The sequence below is a fragment of the Streptomyces sp. NPDC048590 genome, assembly GCF_043199535.1.
GTDB lineage: Bacteria > Actinomycetota > Actinomycetes > Streptomycetales > Streptomycetaceae > Streptomyces.
Window position 1 is genome coordinate 127157 of sequence record NZ_JBICWC010000003.1, and the last position, 22619, is coordinate 149775.

General features: G+C 70.7%; 18 protein-coding genes. 3 read left to right on the forward strand and 15 right to left on the reverse strand.

The window, feature by feature from the left end:
• Positions 1–22: 22 nt before the first annotated feature.
• The 6 genes from rplS to ACGFNN_RS08875 all read right to left on the reverse strand — a co-directional run bounded on the left by rplS (position 23) and on the right by ACGFNN_RS08875 (position 3437).
• A complete protein-coding gene (gene rplS / locus ACGFNN_RS08850) occupies positions 23–373 on the reverse strand; it encodes a 50S ribosomal protein L19 (RefSeq protein WP_069170461.1) in 351 nt (116 codons plus the stop codon).
• A gap of 124 nt (positions 374–497) precedes the next feature.
• A complete protein-coding gene (gene trmD / locus ACGFNN_RS08855) occupies positions 498–1319 on the reverse strand; it encodes a tRNA (guanosine(37)-N1)-methyltransferase TrmD (RefSeq protein WP_393554177.1) in 822 nt (273 codons plus the stop codon).
• Complete coding sequence (gene rimM, locus ACGFNN_RS08860) at positions 1319–1900, reverse strand: ribosome maturation factor RimM (protein ID WP_393554179.1); 582 nt, start codon at positions 1898–1900, stop codon at positions 1319–1321. The genes trmD and rimM overlap by 1 nt, the downstream gene beginning before the upstream one ends.
• A 105-nt stretch (positions 1901–2005) precedes the next feature.
• Positions 2006–2245 (reverse strand): RNA-binding protein, encoded by a 240-nt coding sequence (locus tag ACGFNN_RS08865; protein ID WP_014048589.1) that lies wholly within the window; start codon positions 2243–2245, stop codon positions 2006–2008.
• A gap of 2 nt (positions 2246–2247) precedes the next feature.
• Positions 2248–2688 (reverse strand): 30S ribosomal protein S16, encoded by a 441-nt coding sequence (gene rpsP / locus ACGFNN_RS08870; RefSeq protein ID WP_362555112.1) that lies wholly within the window; start codon positions 2686–2688, stop codon positions 2248–2250.
• A gap of 155 nt (positions 2689–2843) precedes the next feature.
• The gene (locus ACGFNN_RS08875) at positions 2844–3437 is read right to left on the reverse strand and encodes a hypothetical protein (protein ID WP_362555114.1); all 594 of its coding nucleotides are present in this window, start codon (positions 3435–3437) and stop codon (positions 2844–2846) included.
• A 521-nt stretch (positions 3438–3958) separates the two neighbouring features.
• On the opposite strand from ACGFNN_RS08875, the gene ACGFNN_RS08880 reads away from it, so the two are divergent.
• On the forward strand, positions 3959–4825 hold the full coding sequence (locus ACGFNN_RS08880; protein ID WP_393554182.1) for a class I SAM-dependent methyltransferase: 867 nt from the start codon (positions 3959–3961) through the stop codon (positions 4823–4825).
• A gap of 63 nt (positions 4826–4888) precedes the next feature.
• On the opposite strand, the gene ffh is transcribed toward ACGFNN_RS08880, so the two are convergent.
• The 5 genes from ffh to ACGFNN_RS08905 form a co-directional block, all read right to left on the reverse strand.
• A complete protein-coding gene (gene ffh / locus ACGFNN_RS08885; protein ID WP_393554184.1) occupies positions 4889–6436 on the reverse strand; it encodes a signal recognition particle protein in 1548 nt (515 codons plus the stop codon).
• 122 nt (positions 6437–6558) lie between these two features.
• Positions 6559–9012: a [protein-PII] uridylyltransferase gene (locus tag ACGFNN_RS08890; RefSeq protein ID WP_393554186.1), complete on the reverse strand. Its 2454-nt coding sequence runs from the start codon at positions 9010–9012 to the stop codon at positions 6559–6561.
• A gap of 32 nt (positions 9013–9044) precedes the next feature.
• Positions 9045–9383, reverse strand: coding sequence for a P-II family nitrogen regulator (locus ACGFNN_RS08895; RefSeq protein WP_033304048.1), 339 nt, complete (start codon positions 9381–9383; stop codon positions 9045–9047).
• Positions 9380–10732, reverse strand: a complete 1353-nt coding sequence (locus ACGFNN_RS08900) for an ammonium transporter (RefSeq protein WP_393554188.1) — start codon at positions 10730–10732, stop codon at positions 9380–9382. The genes ACGFNN_RS08895 and ACGFNN_RS08900 overlap by 4 nt, the downstream gene beginning before the upstream one ends.
• Before the next feature lie 337 nt (positions 10733–11069).
• The gene (locus ACGFNN_RS08905) at positions 11070–12545 is read right to left on the reverse strand and encodes a hypothetical protein (RefSeq protein ID WP_393554190.1); all 1476 of its coding nucleotides are present in this window, start codon (positions 12543–12545) and stop codon (positions 11070–11072) included.
• Positions 12546–12968: 423 nt separating this feature from the next.
• On the opposite strand from ACGFNN_RS08905, the gene ACGFNN_RS08910 reads away from it, so the two are divergent.
• The gene (locus ACGFNN_RS08910; protein WP_393554192.1) at positions 12969–13616 is read left to right on the forward strand and encodes a bifunctional DNA primase/polymerase; all 648 of its coding nucleotides are present in this window, start codon (positions 12969–12971) and stop codon (positions 13614–13616) included.
• 87 nt (positions 13617–13703) lie between these two features.
• On the opposite strand, the gene ftsY is transcribed toward ACGFNN_RS08910, so the two are convergent.
• A complete protein-coding gene (gene ftsY / locus ACGFNN_RS08915) occupies positions 13704–14909 on the reverse strand; it encodes a signal recognition particle-docking protein FtsY (protein ID WP_393554193.1) in 1206 nt (401 codons plus the stop codon).
• Positions 14910–15020: 111 nt separating this feature from the next.
• On the opposite strand from ftsY, the gene ACGFNN_RS08920 reads away from it, so the two are divergent.
• Entirely contained in the window at positions 15021–16412 is a 1392-nt protein-coding gene (locus ACGFNN_RS08920; protein ID WP_393554195.1) for a purine-cytosine permease family protein, read from the forward strand.
• 99 nt (positions 16413–16511) lie between these two features.
• Here ACGFNN_RS08920 and ACGFNN_RS08925 read toward each other — a convergent pair whose 3' ends face one another.
• The 3 genes from ACGFNN_RS08925 to ACGFNN_RS08935 form a co-directional block, all read right to left on the reverse strand.
• Positions 16512–17930 carry a sugar porter family MFS transporter gene (locus ACGFNN_RS08925; RefSeq protein WP_393554197.1) on the reverse strand — a complete coding sequence of 473 codons (1419 nt, stop codon included), beginning with the start codon at positions 17928–17930 and terminating at the stop codon, positions 16512–16514.
• 253 nt (positions 17931–18183) lie between these two features.
• Positions 18184–21927, reverse strand: coding sequence for an AAA family ATPase (locus ACGFNN_RS08930; protein ID WP_393554199.1), 3744 nt, complete (start codon positions 21925–21927; stop codon positions 18184–18186).
• A gap of 315 nt (positions 21928–22242) precedes the next feature.
• Positions 22243–22455: a hypothetical protein gene (locus ACGFNN_RS08935; protein ID WP_362554740.1), complete on the reverse strand. Its 213-nt coding sequence runs from the start codon at positions 22453–22455 to the stop codon at positions 22243–22245.
• Positions 22456–22619: the final 164 nt, after the last annotated feature.

Here is a 22619-nt window from a genome sequence, read left to right on the forward strand (position 1 = left end):
GATGTGAACGCCGTAAAGGCGATCAGCGGTCGCGCTTCTCCTTGATCTTCGCGGCCTTGCCACGGAGCTCACGGAGGAAGTACAGCTTGGCGCGACGGACGTCACCGCGGGTGACGAGCTCGATCTTCTCGAAGATCGGGCTGTGCACCGGGAAGGTGCGCTCCACGCCGACGCTGAAGGAGACCTTGCGGACCGTGAAGGTCTCGCTGACGCCGGAGCCCTGGCGGCGGATGACGATGCCCTTGAACTGCTGGATACGGGAGCGGTTGCCCTCGATCACGCGCACGTGGACGTTGACGGTGTCACCGGGGCGGAAGGCCGGGAGGTCGGTACGGAGCGAGGCGGCGTTGACGCCATCGAGCAGGGAAGTCATGTGATCTGCTTTCTTCGCCGATGCCACAGGTCATCGACGGGAGAGTGTGAGGTTCGGACGCTGATCACATCGGGCGGGCGTCTTTCCCCCTGTGGCAGGGGCGCACGCCGGACGTACAGCGGGCCTATTCTTCCACGGCCTCCGGCCTGCGCCAAAATCGCCCGTCGGGGGCGGGCGACCAGCCGAGGATGGAGAGCATCTCGCGGTCCTTCTTGTCGAACCCGGAGGCCTCGCACCGCTCGATCAGATCGGGCCGGTGGAGCGCGGTACGGCGGAAGGCCTCGTCCCGTCGCCAGCGCGCGATGCGGCCGTGGTGGCCGCTGAGCAGCACGTCGGGGATGCCCCGCCCGCGCCATTCCGGGGGCTTGGTGTAGACGGGGCCTTCGAGCAGGTCGGCCATCGCCCCGGGGGCGAAGGAGTCGTCGCGGTGGGACTCGGCGTTGCCGAGCACACCGGGCAGCAGCCGGGCCACGGCCTCCGTGATCACCAGCACGGCGGCCTCGCCGCCGGCCAGCACGTAGTCCCCGATGGACACCTCGACCACGGGCATCCGCGTCGCGTACTCCTCGGTCACCCGGCGGTCGATGCCCTCGTAGCGGGCCGGGGTGAAGACGAGCCACGGCTGTCGCGACAGCTCGACGGCGAGCTTCTGGGTGAAGGGCCTGCCGCTGGGCGTGGGCACGACGAGGACCGGGGAGTGCGCCCCGGCCTCGTACCCGTCGGCCAGCGCCTCGTCCAGTGCCTCACCCCAGGGCTCGGTCTTCATGACCATGCCGGGGCCACCGCCGTAGGGGGTGTCGTCCACCGTGTTGTGACGGTCGTACGTCCAGTCCCTGAGGTCGTGGACGCGGACGTCGAGACGGCCGGCGGCGCGCGCCTTGCCGACCAGGGAGACGTTCAGGGGGTCGAGGTACTCCGGGAAGATCGTGACGACGTCGAGCCGCATCACACGCCCTCCTTGCCGTCGCCGTCCCCGGACTCGTCGTCCCCGTCACGTGTGGAGGCGATGACCGCCTCGCTCTCGTCGATCAGGCCCGGCGGCGGGGTGATGACGGCACGCTGCTCCTCCAGATCGATCTCGGTGACGATCTCCTCGACGAACGGGATCATCACCTCGCTGCCGTCCGGCCGTTCCACGATGAAGAGGTCCTGGGACGGCAGATGGGAGATCTCGGTGATCCGGCCGATCTCCGTGCCGTCGGCGAGGACGACGTCGAGATCGATCAGCTGGTGGTCGTAGAACTCCTCGGGGTCGTCCGGCAGTTCCGCCGGGTCGACCTCGGCGATCAGCAGCGTGTTGCGGAGTGCCTCGGCGGCCGTACGGTCGCGGACGCCCTCGAAGCGCAGGAGCAGCCTGCCGCTGTGCACCCGCCCCGTCTCGATGGTCAGCGGACCGGCGTGGGCGGGCTCGGTGATCAGCACGGCCCCGGGCCCGAGCCTGAGTTCGGGCTCGTCGGTGCGCACCTCGACGGTGACCTCGCCCTTGATGCCGTGGGCGCGGCCGATCCGCGCAACTACCAACTGCACGCTTCTTCTCCCGGTGTTCTCTGCTTGAGGAGGCGGTGGTGTACGGACGACAAAGGCCGGGGACGGCTCGAAAGCCCTCCCCGGCCCCTGCCGGTGTTCAACTCTTCAGCGAACCTGGTCCACATCGACGAGGTCGACACGGATCCCACGGCCGCCGATGGCACCCACGACGGTACGCAGGGCGCGCGCGGTGCGGCCGTTACGGCCGATCACCTTGCCGAGGTCTTCGGGGTGGACCCGGACCTCGAGAACGCGTCCACGGCGCAGGTCACGCGAGGCGACCTGCACATCGTCGGGGTTGTCGACGATGCCCTTCACGAGGTGCTCAAGAGCCTCCTCGAGCATGCTCAGGCCTCGGTCGACTCGGTGGACTCGGCAGCGTCAGCAGCCTCGTCCGCCTTCTTGTCCGACTTCTTGGCCTTCTGGGTGATGGCCTCACCCTTGGCCTCGTCACCGTCCGCGGACAGTGCCTCGAACAGGGCGCGCTTGTCAGCCTTCGGCTCGGGCTGCAGCAGCGGCGCCGGGGCCGGGAGGCCCTTGTGGGCCTGCCAGTCACCGGTGAGCTTCAGGATCGCGAGGACCGGCTCGGTCGGCTGGGCGCCGACGGACAGCCAGTACTGCGCACGCTCCGAGTTGACCTCGATGCGCGACGGGTTCTGCACCGGGTGGTACAGGCCGATCTCCTCAATGGCCCGGCCGTCACGGCGGGTACGGGAGTCGGCGACGACGATGCGGTAGTGAGGCGAACGGATCTTGCCCAGACGCTTCAGCTTGATCTTGACTGCCACGGAAGTGGTGTCTCCTGGTCTCTGACGTGGTTGGGCACAAAAGATGCCACGTGGGGTTGCGGTACTCGGGTGCCCGATGGACGCGTCAGCCGGAGGAGAGAGGGGTCCTGTGCGACTGTCGAGTACAGCTGACCATTGTGCCACATCGCGCGGGGTCACCCCACCGCGACCGCCCCTTCCGGGATCCGGAACGGCTTTCCGCACCCTCCGCAGACGATCGGCGCCTGCGCGAGGACGGACGGTACGACGCGGACGTTGCGTCCGCAGTCGCAGACGGCCTTGACGCGCACCCCTCCCCCGGACGAGCCGTGCCGGGCGGCGGGACCGCGGAACGAGCGCTTGGTGTCCGCCGCGGTGGCCACGGTGTGGGCCTTGAGCGCGCGCTGGAGCCGCTCCGTGGTCGGGCGGTATCTGCGCTTGGCCTCGGGGTTCAGCGTCACCAGCGAGAAGCCGCTGCTCGGGTGCGGCTCGTCGGCGTGGTCGAGGCCGAGCTCCTCGGCGATCGCGAGGAAGCGCCGGTTGTGGTACCGGCCGGCGCGGGAGGTGTCCCGGACACCTCTCGCGGCGGCGATGCCGTGGACTGCCTCGTGGAGCAGTCGTTCGAAGGAGAGCTCGGCGCCACAGGCGGACGACGACTCTCCGATCAGGGACTCTGGGGCGGCAAGATCGGGCAGCTCGGGGTGGTACCGCTGAATGTCGGCCCACGCCTGCGCCAGCTCTGCGGCAAGTACAGGTGGTGTCGTGCTCACGTCGTGACAACGAGCCTGAGTGCTCCGGTGTTCCTATTCCGGGGCATCCCAAATAATTTGCACGTACCAGTCAGTCGTCCTTGATGCGTCCGGACGAGGGCGGGTGCGCCGATCAGCGGAGAAGCCTCACAGCTGACACCAAGGTGGTACGTAGTCACGCGTACGCACCACCGTCGACGCGCGCCCGAGCGGCGACCTTACCCGGCACGGAGCGGCCCTCGCTCACCGGCCGCGGCCGGTGACCGGAGCTCTCGACGTGCTGCGCCCCGCCTGTCGGGTAAGACTGTGAGGAAGCGAGCGGCAGGCGTGCTGTTTCCGGCGCCCGCACCCGCGGCGCGACCCCCGGGGGCGCACGACCGGAGCACGCGAGCACTGCCATCCCACCCCGTCCGACCCCTGGACGGGACCGCCGATGCGGAGTTCTCTGACATACGGGGGCTGTGGGCGCACACACACAGCACATAGACATGGGGGACCTCACTCGGGCACGACCGACCTCACGGCGGATTGGGGCGCATTCCATGACACCTACGCTCGTCCGGCACCACAGGTACGCGGATTCGTCCGCCCCGGCGGACGCCGGTACCCGCGCCCGTGACTGGGCCGAGATCCAGGAGCGCATGCTCGCGCCGCTGTACGAGGCGGTGTACGAGCGGCTCGAAGTAGGGACCGGTACGCGGATGCTCTCCCTGGGCTGCGGTTCCGGGCTCGCGCTGCTGGTCGCGGCCTCGCGAGGGGCGCGCGTCACCGGCGTCGACAGTGACCGCGAACGGCTCGCGCTGGCCCGTGAGCGGCTCGTCTCCGGTCCCGGGCACGACGCGGACCAGGGCCGCGCACACCGGCCGGCCCGCCTCCTCGACCGGGTCCCGACGGCGGTCCCGGACGGTGAGGCGCCGTACAACCTGCTGACCGCCTTCCAGCCGATCGGGTGCGCGGACGGCGACTCCGAGGGGCTCGCGCCCGCGCTGGCGGCCGCCGTACCGCTGGCCGTGAGGGGGGCGACCGTGGTGCTGGCCGGCTGGGGTCCGCCCGAGCGGTGCGCCACGGCGCCCGTGCTGCGGGTGGCGGCCAGGCTGACCGAGTCCGCGCGCGTCCCGCGTTCCGGGGCCGGCTGGCGGCCGGCGCTGCGGGACGACCTCGAGGAGGTCGCCGCACGGGCCGGGCTCAAGCCGGACGGTTCGGGCCGGGTCTCCTGCCCCTTCGGTTACGCGGACGTGGACAGCGCTGTGCGGGGCCTGCTGTCGACCGGCCTGTTCGACACGGCGATACGGGCGACGGACCGCACCCAGGTGGAGAAGGAGGTCGCGGAGGCTCTGCATCCGCATCTGCGGCCCGACGGGACGGTGTGGATGCCGAACGTCTTCCGCTATCTGGTCTGCGTGACCTGACGGAAACGGGAAGAGGCGCCCCGCTCGGCGGGGCGCCTCTCGCGTCCGTGGGTCCGGGCGCCGTCAGCCCATGAACTTCTTGAACTCGTCCGGCAGCTCGAAGTTCTTGTCGTCCTGGGCCGGCAGGCCGAGGGCACCGCCCTGCGCGGCCTGCTCGCGGCGGGCGGCCGCGGCCTGCTCCTCGGCCTTGCGCTTCATGGGGTTGCCGCTCTTGCGCTTGCCCTTGGCCTGCTTGACCTGCTTCTTCTGGCGTCCGGGGCCACCACCCATGCCGGGCATCCCGGGCATGCCCGGCATACCGCCGCCCTGGGCCATCTTCGACATCATCTTGCGGGCCTCGAAGAACCGCTCGACGAGGTTCTTCACCGCGGAGACCTCGACACCGGAACCCTTGGCGATACGGGCCCGGCGCGAGCCGTTGATGATCGTCGGCTCGGCGCGCTCCTTGGGCGTCATCGACTTGATGATCGCGGCCGTGCGGTCGACGTCGCGCTCGTCGATGTTGTTGATCTGGTCCTTGATCTGCCCCATGCCGGGCAGCATCCCGAGCAGCTTGGAGATGGAGCCCATCTTCCGGACCTGCTCCATCTGCGCCAGGAAGTCGTCGAGCGTGAAGTCCTTGCCCTTGCTCGACGCCAGCTTGGAGGCCATCTTGGCGGCCTCTTCCTGGCTGAAGGTCTTCTCCGCCTGCTCGATCAGGGTGAGCAGGTCACCCATGTCGAGGATGCGGGAGGCCATGCGGTCGGGGTGGAAGGCGTCGAAGTCCTCGAGCTTCTCACCGTTCGACGCGAACATGATCTGCTTGCCCGTGACATGGGCGATCGACAGGGCGGCACCACCGCGGGCGTCGCCGTCGAGCTTGGAGAGCACCACGCCGTCGAAGCCGACGCCGTCGCGGAAGGCCTCCGCGGTGTTGACGGCGTCCTGACCGATCATGGCGTCGACGACGAAGAGGATCTCGTCGGGGCTGACGGCGTCGCGGATGTCAGCGGCCTGCCGCATCAGTTCCTCGTCGATGCCGAGACGTCCGGCGGTGTCGACGATGACGATGTCGTGGACCTTGGCCTTGGCGAACTCGATGGAGTCCTTGGCCACCTGCACCGGGTCACCCACGCCGTTGCCGGGCTCGGGCGCGTAGACCGCGACACCCGCGCGGTCCGCGACGACGCTCAGCTGGTTGACGGCGTTGGGGCGCTGGAGGTCGCAGGCGACGAGCAGCGGCGAGTGGCCCTGGCTCTTGAGCCAGAGACCGAGCTTTCCGGCGAGGGTGGTCTTACCGGCACCCTGGAGACCGGCCAGCATGATCACGGTGGGCGCCGTCTTGGCGAACCGCAGCCGCCGGGTCTCGCCGCCGAGGATGGAGACGAGCTCCTCGTTGACGATCTTGACGACCTGCTGGGCGGGGTTCAGCGCCTGGGAGACCTCGACGCCGCGCGCCCGCTCCTTGATGTTGGCGATGAACGCGCGGACGACGGGGAGGGCGACATCGGCCTCGAGCAGGGCGATTCGGATCTCACGAGCCGTGGCGTCGATGTCCGCCTCGGACAAGCGGCCCTTGCCCCTGAGGTTTTTGAAAGTCGCGCTAAGGCGGTCGGAGAGAGTATCGAACACGGCGCTCGTCGGTCCTCAGGGTCGGGGGTGTGGGCAGGTCAGTCGTCCTCCAGGGTATCCGGACCCCGGAGAACGCAAAGCCCTCGGCCGTTTCTCGTGACGAACCGGCGCCGGGCAGGTGGTCAGCCCAGCTCCTTCTCGACCTCCCTGGCCACCTCCGCGGCTTGTTCCGGGGAGAGGGGACGGCCGTCGGTGTCCGTGACGTAGAAGGCGTCCACGGCGTTGGCCCCCAGGGTCGAGACGTGCGCGCTGCGCACCCGGACGGCGCACTGCTCCAGCGCCCGCCCGATCCGGTGCAGGAGACCCGGGGCGTCCTGTGCACGGACCTCGATCACCGTGGCCAGGCGCGAGCCGGCGGCGGCGACGGTCACCCTGGGCGGAGGGGCCTTCATCCCGCGCCGCCTCGGATAGGCGGCCTCGCGTTCGGCGAGCCTGGCCCGGATGTCCAGGGTCCCGTCCAGTGCGCGTACGAGGTCGGCGCGGAGCCTGACGGCCTGGGGAAGCGCACCGTACTCGGCAGCGACCCGCCAGCTGAGGATCAGCAGACCGGCCGTCTCGCCGAGCTCCGTGGGCAGCTCGACGGCGCGCAGGTCGGCGGCCCGCACGGTGAGGCGGTGCAGCGCGAGGACTCCCGCCGCGGCGGGCAGGACCCCGGGGCGGTCGGGCAGCGCGATGAGGAGTTCGACGCCGACGGGTTCCGGTTCGCCGTCCTCCGGGGCGGGCCCGGACCGGGTGTGCAGGGACAGTACGGGCTCGCCGGTGCGCAGGGCCTCGACGGCGAGGCGCTCCTGCTCGGCGCTGGGCGCGATCGGTTCGGGCTCCGGCGGTTCCTCGCCGGCCAGGAGCGCGGCGACCCGCTTGACCAGGTCGGCGACGAGGGACGCCCGCCAGGAACTCCACGCCGCGGGGCCGGTCGCCAGCGCGTCCGCCTCGGTGAGGGCGTGCAGGAGTTCCAGGGTGGAGGCACTTCCCACGGCCGTGGCGACGGAGCGGACGGTGGCGGGGTCGTCGAGGTCGCGCCGGGTGGCGGTGTCGATGAGCAGCAGGTGGTGGCGTACGAGGGTGGCGACGACGCCGACGTCCTGTTTGTCGAAGCCGATACGGGTGGCCATGTCGCGGGCGATGACCTCGCCGGCCACCGAGTGGTCCCCGGGCCAGCCCTTGCCGATGTCGTGGAGCAGCGCGGCGATCAGCAGGAGGTCGGGGCGGCCGACCCGGCGGGTGAGGTGGGAGGCACGGACGGCCGTCTCGACGAGGTGCCGGTCGACGGTCCAGGTGTGGACGGGGTTGCGCTGGGGCCGGCAGTGGACGCGTTCCCAGTCGGGGAGCAGGCGGGTGATGATCCCTTCCGCCTCCAGGGCCTCCCAGACGGCGACGGTCGGCTCACCCGCGCCGAGCAGGGTGACGAGTTCCTCGCGGGCCTGGGGCGGCCACGGCACGGGCAGCGGCTGGGCGGACGTTCCCAGGTGCCGGGCGAGGTGACGCGAGAGCGGGAGCCCGGCCTCGGCCGCGGCGGCGGCGGCCCGCAGGGTGAGCAGGGGGTCGCGTTCGGGGCGGGCGGTACGTGCGAGCACGACCTCGCCGTCGGCCTCGACGACGCCCTCGGCGAGCGGGGTGCGTTCCGGCGCGGCCTTGGCGCCGCCGCCGAGGAGCGCCCGCAGCTTCGGCCGCGCGGAGCGTGCCCGGAGCACCCGGCCGACCTCGCGCCAGGTGACGTCGGTGGCGTACGAGACGGTCCTGGCGGCTTCGTACACCTGGCGCAGAAGGGCGTCGGCGTCCAGGAGGCCGAGCGCTCCGGCGACCTGGTCCTGCTCCTGGAGCGCAAGGCGGTCGGTGGCCCGGCCGGTGGTGAGATGCAGTGCGTCGCGGGCGTCGAGGAGCGTACGGCGCGCCTCGACGAGCCCTTCCCTGGGCGCGTCCGCCACCCAGGACGCGGCGACGGCGCGCAGCGCGGTCGCGTCGCGGAGGCCGCCGCGGGCCTCCTTGAGGTCGGGTTCCAGGAGGAACTGGAGCTCGCCCACGCGCTCACCCCGCTCCCGGCAGAGCTCGTCGAGGGCCGGGAGCCGTTTGGGGGCCTGGTTGCGCCAGTCGGCGAGGATCGCGGTCCGCAGTCCGGCGACGAGTCCGATGTCCCCGGCGACGGGGCGCGCGTCGAGCAGGCCGAGGTGCACCTTGAGGTCCTCCCCCGCCGTGCTCCGTGCCTCCGCCGGGGTGCGGACGGAGTGGTCGAGGGCCAGGCCCAGGTCCCAGACCGGGTACCAGATCGCGTCGGCCAGGGCCGCGACCGCCGCCGCGTCGGCGCTGCCGTCGTGCAGGAGCAGCAGGTCCAGGTCGCTGCGCGGGGAGAGCTCGCCGCGGCCGTACCCGCCGACGGCGACGAGGGCCGCGCCGCGGACGCCGGACCGCTCGGCGGCCGCGGTGAACAGCCCGGTGAGCCACTCGTCGGTGAGCCGGGCGAGGGCCGCACGGCGCGGCGGCCCGGACCGCGCCTCCTCCTGGAGGAGGCGCAGCCGGGCCGCCGCGTAGCCGCTGGGTCCCGAGTCCTCTGCTTCGGTGGTCACTTCGGTGCTCGTCACCCAGTTGCCTTTCCGTTAACGGGAACCGTCGGTCAGAGTGCGTCCGGGCCGCGTTCGCCGGTCCGCACGCGGATCGCGGTGTCGACCGGGACGCTCCAGACCTTGCCGTCACCGATCTTGCCCGTCCGCGCGGCCTTGACCACGACGTCGATGAGCTGTTCGGCGTCCTCGTCCTCGACGAGTACCTCGATGCGGATCTTGGGGACCAGGTCGACGGTGTACTCGGCACCACGGTAGACCTCGGTGTGACCGCGCTGACGCCCGTAGCCGCTGGCCTCGGTGACCGTGAGGCCCTGGACGCCGAAGGCCTGGAGGGCCTCCTTGATCTCGTCCAGCCGGTGCGGCTTCACGACTGCCGTGATGAGCTTCATGCGTCCACCTTCTTGTTCGTCGGGGCTGCCGGGTTGCCGGGCGCGGGCTGGGCGGTACGGGCGACGGTGCCGCCACCGGTCCCGCTGAAGTCGTAGGCGGTCTCCGCGTGCTCGACCTGGTCGATGCCGGAGATCTCCTCGTCCTCGCTGACCCGCATCCCGATCGTCTTGTCGAGAACGAAGGCGAGGACCGCCGAGACGACCAGGGAATAGGCGAGGACGGCGAAGACACCGACGGCCTGCTTGCCGAGCTGGTCCAGTCCGCCGCCGTAGAAGAGGCCCTTGGCGTCGGACTGCACGCCACCGGTGGCGAAGAAGCCGATCAGCAGGGAGCCGAGGACACCGCCGACGAGGTGGACGCCGACGACGTCGAGGGAGTCGTCGTAGCCGAACTTGTACTTCAGGCCGACGGCCATGGCGCACAGCACACCGGCGATGACACCGATCGCGATGGCGCCGAGCGGGCTGACCGCTCCGCCGGCCGGGGTGATGGCGACGAGACCGGCGACGGCGCCGGACGCGGCACCGAGGGTGGTGAAGGAGCCGTGGCGGATCTTCTCGTAGGCGAGCCAGCCGAGGACGGCCGCACCGGTCGCGACCTGCGTGTTGACGAACATGACGGCACCGACACCGTCGTCGTTGCCGAGCCACGAGCCGGCGTTGAAGCCGAACCAGCCGAACCAGAGGAGCGCCGCGCCGAGCATGACGAGCGGCAGGCTGTGCGGCCGCATCGGGTCCTTCTTGAAGCCGACGCGCTTGCCGATGACGAGGATCACGCCGAGGGCGGCGGCACCCGCGTTGATGTGGACCGCCGTACCGCCGGCGAAGTCGATGACACCGAGCTCGAAGAGCCAGCCGCCCGCGCCCCAGACCCAGTGGGCGACCGGGAAGTAGACGACGGTGACCCAGAGGGTGATGAACAGGGCCCAGGAGGTGAACTTGACCCGGTCGGCGAGGGCGCCGCTGATGAGGGCCGGGGTGAGGATGGCGAACATCAGCTGGAAGACGGCGAAGACGTAGACCGGGATGGTGTAGCCGTCCCAGAGCTCGGTGACGCCGATGCCGCTGAGCCCGACGAAGTCCGAGCTCCAGCCGATGACGGAACCGACGTCGGTGCCGAAGGCGAGGCTGAATCCGTAGAGCACCCACAGGATCGTGACGATCCCGAGGCTGATGAAGCTCATCATCAGCATGTTGAGAGTGCTCTTGACGCGGACCATGCCTCCGTAGAAGAAGGCCAGACCCGGGGTCATGAGCATCACCAGCGCGGTGCAGATGAGCATGAACCCTGTGTTGGCGGCAGACAGCTCCGGGGCGTCTGCGGCAAGCGTCGTGATGCCTGGGGGCATCGGCGTCTCCTCGTCGTCGGTGCGGCCACGTGCGGGGGTGCGGGACCACGGTGAAAAGGTGCGGGCCGGTTATGCGCCATGAGATTCGCGCAGCGCGGTTTCCACGAATGCCGCACGATGTTTCACCGCAGTGACGAAGGCACGCCGTGTGTTACGTCCGAATGAATCAGGAGTGTCGGAGCCGGTCCCCTGCCTACCATGCTGCCTGCGCCGCATACGGCGCGGTCGGCGCGCCCGAGAACGTGAACCGGCCACGACGGCGACCCGCTGACCTGGCGATGGGGGAGCCGAGTCGGGTTTGACGGGGCGGCCGTCGTGGCCGGTGGCGCGATTGCCTTCAGACCGCTTCGGCGGTCTCCGGCAGCTGCTCGGTGAGCAGTTCGGTGAGGCGGGCGACCTCGGAGATGTCGCCGAAGTCCCTGGCAGCGGTGTCGACGGTCTTGCGGAGGCGGGTGTTGACGCGCTCCGACTTGACTTTCTTCGCGATCTTCAGCGCCTGGGTGGCCAGGACCGTCGACTGCTCCGGCTCCCGCTTGAGCAGGTGCACGGTGGCCATGCCGATCAGGTTGAGCGCGTAGGACCTCTGGTGCTCGTCGTCGTCGCCGAACAGCTCCACCGCGCGGGCCATCACGGGCTCGGCGAGGGAGGCGTACGTGGGGCTGCGCCCGGCAACATAGGCGAGGTCACGGTAGGAATGGGCGTTCTCGCCGTGGAGTTCGGCGTCCGAGAAGAAGCGGATCCAGTCGGGCTCGGGCTCGTCGTCGAGGACGGCGTCGGCGAAGGTGTCCTCGGCCATCCGGACGGCCCGCTTGCACTTGCTCGGCTGTCCCATGTTGGCGTACGCGCGCGCCTCCATCGCATACAGCATGGCCTGGGTCCGTGCGGTGGCGCAGTCCCGGCTTCCGTACTGGGCGAGATGGATGAGTTCGAGCGCGTCGTCGGGCCGGCCGAGGTGGATCATCTGACGGCTCATGCTGGAGAGGATGTACGAGCCGAGCGGCTTGTCCCCGGCCTCCTTGGAGGCGTGCAGGGCGAGCACGAAGTACTTCTGGGCGGTGGGCTGGAGGCCCACGTCGTAGCTCATCCAGCCCGCGAGCTCGGCCAGTTCGGCCGCGCAGCGGAACAAGCGCTTGGCGGTGGCATGCGGTTGGGGTTCCTGCAGCAGGTCGGTGACCTCGTGGAGCTGGCCGACCACGGCCTTGCGGCGCAGCCCTCCGCCGCACTGCGCGTCCCACTGGCGGAACATCGCCGTGGTGGATTCCAGGAGGTCGAGCTCGGGGCCGGAGAGCCGTGAGGGGCGGCTCTCCGCGGTGGGCAGCCCGGCTTCCGCCTGTTCCGAGCGGGTGACAGGCACCAGCCAGCGCTGCATGGGTTCGATGAGGGTGGGGCCGGCGGCCAGGGCGAGCGAGCTGCCGAGGAAGCCCCGCCGGGCCAGCATCAGGTCGCTGCGGGAGAACTCACTGAGCAGCGCGACGGTCTGCGGGCCCGCCCAGGGAAGGTCGACACCCGACACCGACGGGGCCTGGTGGGCGACGCGCAGCCCGAGGTCCTCGACGGAGACGACGGCGCCGAAGCGTTCCGAGAAGAGCTCGGCGAGGATACGGGGGATCGGTTCGCGCGGCTGTTCGCCGTCGAGCCAGCGGCGCACCCGGGAGGTGTCGGTGCTGATGTGGTGGGCGCCGAGCTGCCGGGCCCGCCGGTTCACCTGGCGGGCGAGCTCACCCTTGGACCAGCCGCTCCGGACGAACCACGATCCCAGTTGCCCGTTCGGGCGCTTTCCGGCATTCGCCTCGCCTGCGCCGCTGCCACTCACGGATACGCCCCCATCCCGCTGAAACCTGTCGCGCGAACCTCTATCAGACTGCCGTGCTTCCGCGCCGCCCGTACCGAGGTCGGGCATCATCGAACAGAAAATCGGGTTGCCCGAGGCATACCCAGGAGCGCGTGCAATTGCAGGTTCGGGTACCCACGGTAATCCTACGATCACCGCTCCCGCGAGGGCAGTTGCTGAAACGCCACCATTCGCCACCCCTTCGAATGAACCCGCCCGGCGCCGTCCGCGATTCACTTGACAGGCCCCGATCAGCAGCAGGCGCAGCGAGGCGTTCGGGGGCGCGGGAGTCACGCCGTGTCCTCCTGGAACACCCCCCGCGCGCCGCCGGATCGGAGGCTGCGGCGGAGGGCGTCCCGGACCACGGGTCGTAACCACCGGTAGGTCGGACCCGTTGGAGGGGGCATGGGCTTCACGATCGGCGGCATACGGGAGATGCGGTCCGGCACGCGGCGTCGCGGACGCGCGACCGGTGCGACCGCGGTGGCCGAGTACACGGGACTGTGGGGCTGGGCGGTCGTTCCCGGCGCCCGGGCCGCGGCGGGCTCCTGCTCGTGCGGAGACACGGCGTGCCCCGCCCCCGGCGCCCATCCGCTGGACTTCGCCCAGGAGGTACCGCCGGGCGCCACCCTGGGCATGGCCGCGGACGCCTGGGCCGAGGTTCCGGGCGCGTCGGTGATGCTGCCGGTGGGCCGTACCTTCGACGTGCTGGACGTGGCGGAGACGGCGGGACGCCGGGCCCTGGTCCGGATGGAGCGGATGGGGCTGCCGCTGGGCCCGGTGTCGGTCACGCCGGACGGCCGTACGCAGTTCTTCGTCGCCCCCGGGGCCGCGGCCGGGCTGCCCGGGCTCCTCTACCGGATGGGCTGGGACGACGCGGATCTGGATCTGCGGGCGCTGGGCCGCGGCGCGCATGTCACCGCCCCGCCGTCGGACCGCGGCGGGCTCGGTCCGGTCCGCTGGCTGCGTCCGCCGGCGCCGGACACGGCCGCCACTCCCCCGCAGGCCAGGCTGCTGCTGGGAACGCTGGCCTACATATGCCACCGCTGGTGACGTCGCCGCGCCGGCCGGGGCTCCCCGGACACGAGGAGGGGCGCCGACCCGGCGGGTCGGCGCCCCTCCTCGTGCGATCGTGTCCGTTCAGTCGCCGATCAGCGCGTCCACGAAGGCTCCCGGCTCGAACGGAGCCAGGTCGTCCGGCCCCTCTCCGAGGCCGATGAGCTTCACCGGGACGCCCAGCTCGCGCTGGACGGCGATGACGATGCCGCCCTTGGCGGTGCCGTCGAGCTTGGTGAGGACGATGCCGGTGATGTCCACCACCTCGGCGAAGACCCGCGCCTGGACGAGACCGTTCTGCCCGGTCGTCGCGTCGAGGACGAGAAGGACCTCGTCGAGCGGACCGTGCTTCTCGACGACCCGCTTGACCTTGCCGAGCTCGTCCATGAGGCCGGTCTTGGTGTGCAGCCGGCCGGCGGTGTCGATGAGCACCACGTCGGCACCCTCGGCGATGCCCTCCTTCACGGCGTCGAAGGCGATCGACGCCGGGTCACCGCCCTCGGGACCGCGCACGGTACGGGCCCCGACACGCTCGCCCCAGGTCTGGAGCTGATCGGCGGCGGCGGCACGGAAGGTGTCCGCCGCGCCGAGGACGACGCTTCGGCCGTCGGCGACGAGCACCCGGGCCAGCTTGCCCGTCGTGGTCGTCTTGCCGGTGCCGTTGACACCGACGACCATCACGACACCGGGCGTCTCGGCGCCGCCCTCGGTCTTCACCGCGCGGTCGAAGTCGGGGCCGAGCAGGGCGATCAGCTCTTCGCGCAGCAGGGTGCGCAGCTCGTCGGGCGTACGGGTGCCGAGGACACGGACCCTCTCGCGGAGGCGCTCCACGAGTTCCTGGGTGGGGGCCACGCCGACGTCGGCGGTGAGGAGCGTGTCCTCGATCTCCTCCCAGGTGTCCTCGTCGAGGTTGTCGCGGGACAGAAGGGTGAGCAGCCCCTTGCCCAGAGAGTTCTGCGAGCGGGCGAGCCGGGCGCGCAGCCGCACCAGGCGGCCGGCGGTGGGCTCGGGAACCTCCAGTTGGGGGGTCGGCTCGAGGACGACCGGTGTTTCCTCGACGGGAGTACCGGGGGGACCGACCTCCTCGACGGTGCGCCGCGCTTCGTCGCGCGGAGTCTCGGCCTCCTCGCCGACGTGGGGCTCGGCGGGAGGAGTGATGGTCGGCGTGCTCGACGGTGCCGAGGGCGGCAGCTGCTTCTTCTTGCGGCTGCCGACCACGAGCCCGCCGATCAGGCCGGCCGCGACCAGGGCGATGACTACAGCAAGGATGACGATTTCGGCGATATCCATAACCCGTCCAGTATCGGGCACCGCCGTCGTCCGGGCGTGGTTCCGGCAGGCGACGGTGAGGGACCGCACGATCGGTATGCCACGTTTGGGGGTAAAGGTACGCTGCCGACCGTGGAGAACCGCGGCCTGGATCCCGTCCCAGACGAAGAGCGCACCGGCCGGGTCCGCTCCCTGATCGCCACCTGGGCGGCGGCCAACATGACGGTCCTCCTGCTCACCGTGGGAGCCGGTCTCACCGTCTTCGACGGCCTCAACTTCTGGCAGGTCCTGATCGTGGGCACCGTCGCTCCCGTCCTGTCCTTCGGGCTCGTCGGCCTGATGTCGGTCGCCGGGAAGCGTGGTGGCGCGCCTGGTATGGCACTGTCACGGGCGGTCTTCGGGCAGCGCGGGAACCTCTTCCCCGGCGCCCTTGTCTGGGTGTCCCGCTGGGGCTGGGAGAGCATCAACGCGGTCACGGGCTCGTACGCGCTGCTCGCGGTGCTCGACCTGACGCTGGGGACACGGAGGTCCTCGCAGGCGGCCCTGGTGACCCTGACCGCGTTCGTCGGCGCCGCGTTCCTCGTCTCCGGGCTGGGGATCCGGGCCTTGAGGGTGTGTTCCAGGGTCTCGACCTGCCTCTTCGGTGCGGCGAGCCTGCTCGTGCTGGCCCATCTGATCGCCACGTCCCCCTGGGCATCCGTCGTGGCCCGGCCTCCGGGAGAGACCGCGCTGGTGACCGCGGGGATCGGGACGCTCGCCGCGGGCGGCATCAGCTGGGCCCCGTCCGCGCCGGACTTCACCCGCTACCTGCCGCGGTCCTCCTCCGCCGTGGCCATGGCCGGGGCCGCAGTGGGCGGGGCGCTGGTCGTCGTGCTCCCCCTGGTGATGATGGGTGCGGTGATGGCCGTGGGCGCCCCGGGCCTGGCCTCCACCAAGGACCCCGTGTCGTTCATCGGCGAGCTGCTCCCGCGGTGGATCGCCGTGCCCTACCTGCTGACGGCCGTCGTGGGCATGATGCTGATCAACTCGATGTCGCTCTACTCCGCCGGCTTCACCGCGCAGACGCTCGGCCTCGCGCTGCCCCGCGCCTGGGCCGTGGGGGTGAACGCGGCGATCAGCCTGCTGCTCGGCGGGCTGCTCATGGTCGTGGCGGAGAGCTTCATCGGGACCTTCCTCTCCTTCCTGACCCTGCTGGGCGTCACCTTCTCGGCCTGGATCGGGGTGTTCGGGGTGGACCTGCTGCGCGGGCGCACGTACGACACCGTCGCCCTGATGGACACCGGTCCGGGCGGCGGCTACTGGTACACCGGCGGGTTCAGCGGGCAGGCCATGGGCGCCTGGGGCGCCGGGCTGGTGGTGGGACTGCTCCTCACGGAGGTCGAGTGGTTCACCGGGCCGCTCGCCTCCACCTGGGCCGGCCGTGACGGGCTGGGCTGGGCCGTGACGATCCTCGTCTCCGGCGGGCTCTACGCCGCGCTGCCGCGCCCTGCCGGCACGGCGGGCGGGGCCGGGCAGCGGCCGTGACGCCCTCGCGGTGCGTGGAGGAGCGCCGTACACATGACGCTGCCCCGGTACGGCACGGGCCGGACCGGGGCAGCGGGTCGAGGAGAGGGGCAGCGGGGATTAGCCCATCTCCTCCAGCGCCTTGCCCTTGGTCTCCTTCACGTACTTGAGCACGAAGGGGATGGAGAGCACGGCGAAGCAGGTGTAGATGATGTAGGTACCCGAGAGGTTCCAGTCGGAGAGGCTGGGGAAGCTCGCGGTGATCGCCCAGTTGGCGATCCACTGTGCGGAGGCGGCGACACCGAGCGCCGCGGCGCGGATCCTGTTCGGGAACATCTCGCCGAGGAAGACCCAGACGACGACACCCCACGACAGGGCGAAGAAGAGCACGAAGACATGGGCCGCGACGAGCGCGACGGTGCCCTGCGTGGTCGGCAGCTTTCCGTCGACCAGGTCCGCGGAGAAGGCCCAGGCCTCGAACGCCAGGGCGACGGCCATACCGGCGGACCCGACGAGTGCGAGCGGCCGGCGGCCCACCCGGTCCACCAGGATCATGGCGATCACGGTGCCGATGATGTTGATGATCGAGGTGGTGAACGAGTAGAAGAACGAGTCGGTCGGGTCGATACCGACGGACTGCCACAGCGTCGCCGAGTAGTAGAAGGCGACGTTGATACCGACGAGCTGCTGGAAGACCGACAGGCCGATACCGACCCAGACGATGGGCAGGAAGCCGAAACGGCTGCCGAGCAGATCGCTGAACTTCGACTTGTGCTCACGGCGCATGGCCGTCTCGATCTCATCGACGCGGGCGTCGAGATCGACGTTCTTGCCCTCGACCTCCTCGAGGATCTCCCGGGCGCGCTCCCTCTTCCCGACGGAGATCAGGAAGCGGGGCGACTCGGGGATCGCGAAGGAGAGCAGCCCGTAGAGGATGGCCGGCACGACCATCACGCCGAGCATCCACTGCCAGGCCTCGAATCCGGCGATCTCACCGCGCTGGTCACCGTCGGCGATCTGCAGGATGCCGTAGTTGACCAGCTGCGAGATGGCGATACCCACCACGATCGCGGCCTGCTGGAAGGAGCCGAGACGTCCGCGATAGGCGGGCGGGGAGACCTCGGCGATGTAGGCCGGGCCGATGACCGAGGCCATACCGATCGCGAAACCGCCGATGATCCGCCACATGGCGAGATCCCAGAGGGCGAACGGCAGCGCGGATCCGACGGCGCTGATGGTGAAGAGCACCGCGGCGATCTGCATGCAGCGGATACGGCCGATCCGGTCGGCGATCCGTCCCGCTGTCGCCGCACCGATGGCACAGCCGATCAGCGCGATGGCGATCACCTGTGCGAGTGTCCCCGACCCGATGTCGTAGCGGTCGCGGATGGCCTCGACGGCACCGTTGATCACGGAGCTGTCGTAGCCGAAGAGGAAGCCGCCCATCGCCGCGGCGGCGGTGATGAAGATGACATGGCCGAGATGGTCCGGGTGGGCCTCCCGGGCTCCGGACTCCGGTCCGCGCGCTCTGCTGGTCACATGAACTCCTGATGCCTGGCCGCAACGTCAGGCGTGGGGGGTGAGCCCTCCCAGTGGCGCACAACATCCGGTCGACCACCACTTGAAGGTAAAAACAACATTGCTGAGGTTATGCGTTCAAGTTTCGAAGTCAAGAGCCACGAAGACGCCCTGAAGACTTCACAATCACCCAGAAACACCCAAAACCTACGTTGAAGTGTTGAAGATTTGGCAAAGCAGGCCTGATGGCCTGTCAGTCCGTATGCCCTGGATCTCAGCGAAGACGCTGACTGATCACCTTGGAGACTCCGTCCCCCTGCATGGAGACCCCGTACAGCGCGTCGGCGACCTCCATCGTCCGCTTCTGGTGCGTGATCACGATGAGCTGCGAGCTCTCCTGGAGCTCCTCCATGATCCGGATCAGACGCTGCAGATTGGTGTCGTCGAGCGCCGCCTCCACCTCGTCCATGACGTAGAACGGGCTGGGCCTGGCCTTGAAGATGGAGACCAGGAGGGCAACGGCCGTAAGGGATCGCTCGCCCCCGGACAGCAACGAGAGGCGCTTGACCTTCTTGCCCGGCGGTCTCGCCTCGACGTCGAGACCGGTCGTCAGCATGTTGTCCGGGTCCGTGAGGATCAGGCGGCCCTCACCCCCCGGGAAGAGACGGGAGAAGACGCCCTCGAACTCGCGCGCGGTGTCGCGGAAGGCCTCCGTGAACACCTGCTCCACACGCTCGTCGACCTCCTTGATCACCTGCATCAGATCGGCCCTCGTCCGCTTGAGGTCCTCGAGCTGCTCGGAGAGGAACTTGTGCCGCTCCTCCAGCGCCGAGAACTCCTCGAGAGCCAGAGGATTCACCTTCCCGAGTTGCTGATACGCCCGTTCGGCCGCCTTCAGCCTCTTCTCCTGCTCGGCCCTGACGAAGGGCTTCGGCTGGTTCCTGGGGTGCTCGGGATCCTCCGGAAGTTCCTCGCCCTCGGCGGCGGGCGAGGGCGGCACCGGCTGGTCGGGCCCGTACTCCTCGGCGAGACCGGCCGGCTCGACGCCGAACTCCTCCAGGGCCTTGGCCTCCACCTGCTCTATGCGCAGCCGCTTCTCCGCCCCGAGTACCTCGCCCCGGTGGACCGAGTCGGTCAGACGGTCCAGCTCGCTCTTGAGATCCCGGCCGCGACCGCGCTCGGCGGCCAGGTCACGCTCACGCTCGGCCTTCGCCGCCTCGGCCCTGGACCGTTCCTCCTCTGCACGTACGACCGACACCTCCACGTGGGAGAGCAGCTGCCTGGCGCCCGAGGCCACGGCGGTGGCGACCGTCGCCTCGTGACGCAGCCTGGCCCGGCGCTGCTCGGCGCGGGCGCGAGCCTCGCGTTCGGCGCGGGCTCCCCGGTCGAGGGCGTCGGCCCGTCCGGCCAGCGCCTTGACCCGCTCCTCATGGGTACGGGCCTGGAGGCGCGCCTCCATCTCGGTCTGGCGCGCGTTGGCACCGTCGGCGGCGAGCCGGTCGCGTACGGAGGTGTCGGGCTCCTCCTCCACCGGGGTCTCCTCGGCGACGAGCAGACGCTCCGCCAGCTCCTCCGCCTCCTCGGTCGCCCGCTCCAGCGCCTCCTGCGCCCGCGCGGCTGAGGCGGTCGTACGCTCCGCCTCCCCGGCCGCACCGCGAGCCTGACCCGCCAGCCGCCCGAGCTGCTGCGCCACGCCGGACTTCTCCCGCTCGGCCGCTCTGCGCCGCTCCCCCAGTTCCTCCACACGAGCGGCCCCCTCCGAGCGCCGGGCCGCAGCCGTGCGCTGGGCCGAGGCGAGCTCCTCGCAGCGCACGGCGAGCTCGGCCAGCTCGGCGGCCGCCTCGTCGACGGACGCCTGCACCTCCAGCAGGCTGGGCGCCCCGGCGGATCCACCGTGCGCGAAGTGCGCGCCCAGGACATCTCCCTCGGCGGTGACCGCGGTCAGCCCGGGGTGGGCGGCGACGAGTTCCTCGGCGTCCTCCAGGGTGTCGACGACCACCATGTCCCGAACCAGCCGCCGCACGGCCGTCATGAGTTCGGCGGGGCCGTTCAGCAGGCCGGCGACGGCCGGAGCGGGCTGTTCCCCGGCGGCGGAGCGGCCGGGGGACGGGTCGGGCCGGCCCGCGGGCGCGACGGCGCCGCGCTCAGGCCCGGGCCCCGCGGGAACCGAAGCGGTTCCCGCCCCGGACACGGCGACGGCCGGGTTCCCGTCCTCCACCGCCGCAGCCTGGCCGGGTCCATGGCCGGCCGGGAGTTCCTGGAGCCGTTCCGTGCCCTGGGCCGGCACCTGCGCGCCCCCGGGTCCACCCGGCAGCAGGGCCGCGCGGCCCGCGTCCTGCTTGCGGAGCATTCGGATCGCCTCGGCCGCCGTGACCAGGTCGGTCACCGCGACGGCGTCGGCGGCGGCGCCCAGTGCGGCAGCCACCGCGACCTCGTGCCCCGGGGCCACGATGAGCAGCTCCGCGGCAGGGCCCAGCAGGCCGGGCAGTTGGTCGCCGGCGGCGAGCAGCACTCCCGTGCCGTCCTTCCGCCGCAGGCCCAGCGACAGTGCCTCGTGCCGGGCAGAGACCGCCGCCCGGCTGCGCTCGGCCGAGGTGAGTGCCTCACGCGCAGCGGTCAGCTCGGTCTCCGCCGCGGCGAGTTCCCGCTTGGCGTCCTCGTGCTGTCCGGCCAGCTCGGCGTCGCCTGCGTCCAGCCCCTCGACCTCGGCCTTGAGCTGCTCGTACTCCTCCTGTGCGGCGGTCGCCCGCTCCAGGGCCTCGTCCCGGGAGGCGGCCAGCCGGTCGATCTCGGCCTGGGCCGAACCCGCCCGGCTGCGGGCCGCGTTGACCTGTCCGGTGAGCCGGGCGAGCCCTTCACGCCGGTCGGCGATGGCGCGGGCGGCGTCGCGGAGCCTGCGTTCCTCGGCCGCCAACTCCCTTTCCAGTTCGGTCCGGTGCGCGGTGGTGTCCTCCAGCGCGTGCTCCGCCGCTTCGAGTGCCGCCTCCAACTCCGCCTCCTGCTCGCGGATCCTGGCCGCCTCACGTTCCATGTCCTCCGGGTCCCGGCCGCGGCGTTCCTCCTCCGGCGCGGAGGTGGCGCTCTTGACCCGCGCGTCGGCGAGCGAGACGGTGCCGCGGACGCGCTCGGCGAGCTGGGAGAGTTCGTACCAGGTCTGCTGGGCCCGCTGCAGTCGGGGAGCCAGACGGCGCACCTCGTCCTCCAGGTCCGCCTCCCTGACCAGCGCCGCCTTGAGCTCGGCCTCCGCCGCCTCCCGGCGTCGCTTGAGCGCGGCCTCGTCGGCGATCTCACCGCGCAGCGCCTCGCGCAGTCCGACCAGATCGTCGGCCAGGAGCCTGAGCCGGGCGTCCCTGAGGTCGGCCTGGATGACGGCGGCGCGGCGGGCCACGGCGGCCTGCCGGCCGAGCGGCTTGAGCTGGCGCCGCAGTTCGTCGGTCAGGTCCTGGACGCGTGCGAGATTGGCGCCCATCGCCTCCAGCTTCCGCAGCGCCTTCTCCTTGCGCTTGCGGTGCTTGAGCACTCCCGCCGCTTCTTCGATGAAGGCGCGGCGCCCCGTCGGGTCGGCGTGCAGGACGGAGTCCAGCCGGCCCTGGCCGACGATGACGTGCATCTCGCGGCCGATGCCGGAATCCGAGAGGAGTTCCTGGATGTCGAGCAGCCGGCAGGTGTCCCCGTTGATCTGGTATTCGCTGCCGCCGTTGCGGAACATGATCCGGGTGATGGTGACTTCGGCGTACTCGATGGGGAGCGCGCCATCGGAATTGTCGATCGTCAGTGATACTTCCGCGCGGCCCAGAGGAGGTCTCCCCGTGGTCCCGGCGAAGATCACGTCCTCCATCTTGCCGCCGCGCAGGGATTTGGCCCCTTGTTCCCCCATGACCCAGGAGAGCGCGTCCACCACATTGGATTTGCCGGACCCGTTGGGGCCGACGACGCAGGTGATACCCGGTTCGAACCGCAGGGTCGTGGCGGAGGCGAACGATTTGAAACCGCGGAGGGTCAGGGCCTTGAGGTGCACGCCGCCGGACTCTACCTTTCACTCTCGGTTTCGCTGATGAAGGTGCAGGGCACATCAGACGGTAAGCGAAGAGCGTCGGGGCGGGGACGATCCCGGGGGAAAGAAAAAAGGGACGCCGAAGCGTCCCTGTGTACGACCCGCACAGCGTTCACGTGCGGTCGTCCGAGCACAGTCCTGCGTGACGGATCGCGAACGGACGGGGTTCACGCGCGGTCCCCGGTGGTCCGGAACGACGATCCGTGACGAAGACTTCTGGGTTGAGATCCCGAGCGGCTGGCTGTTAGCGGCCCGACCGGCCCCGGCAGGGCCAGGGGGTCAGGTCAGCGCGGGCTCCGCCTGGGGTACGTCGATGTCGATGCTGTCGAGCAGCGACTCCTGGTGCTGGGCGGCGGCGTTGAGGGCGTCGTTCTCGTCCTGGATCCGTACGAGCTCGGATTCCAGGTCCTGGACGCGCTTCTGAAGCCGTCGCATCTCGGCGAGGAGTCGCGGGTCGGTACCGCCGACGTAACCGAGAAGCGCCTTTGCCATGATGGATGGTCCTCCACACTGAGTGACCGACCGTTGAGGTATGGGTCGTGGTCGTGAGGGAATCGCACCCGCGGTGTTCGGCAGTGTTGTTTCTTCACTGCTGTTCTGCTGTCACCAGCCCTGCCGAACAGCTAGGGTGCGCGGGGTTTTCAGCGTCTCACCAA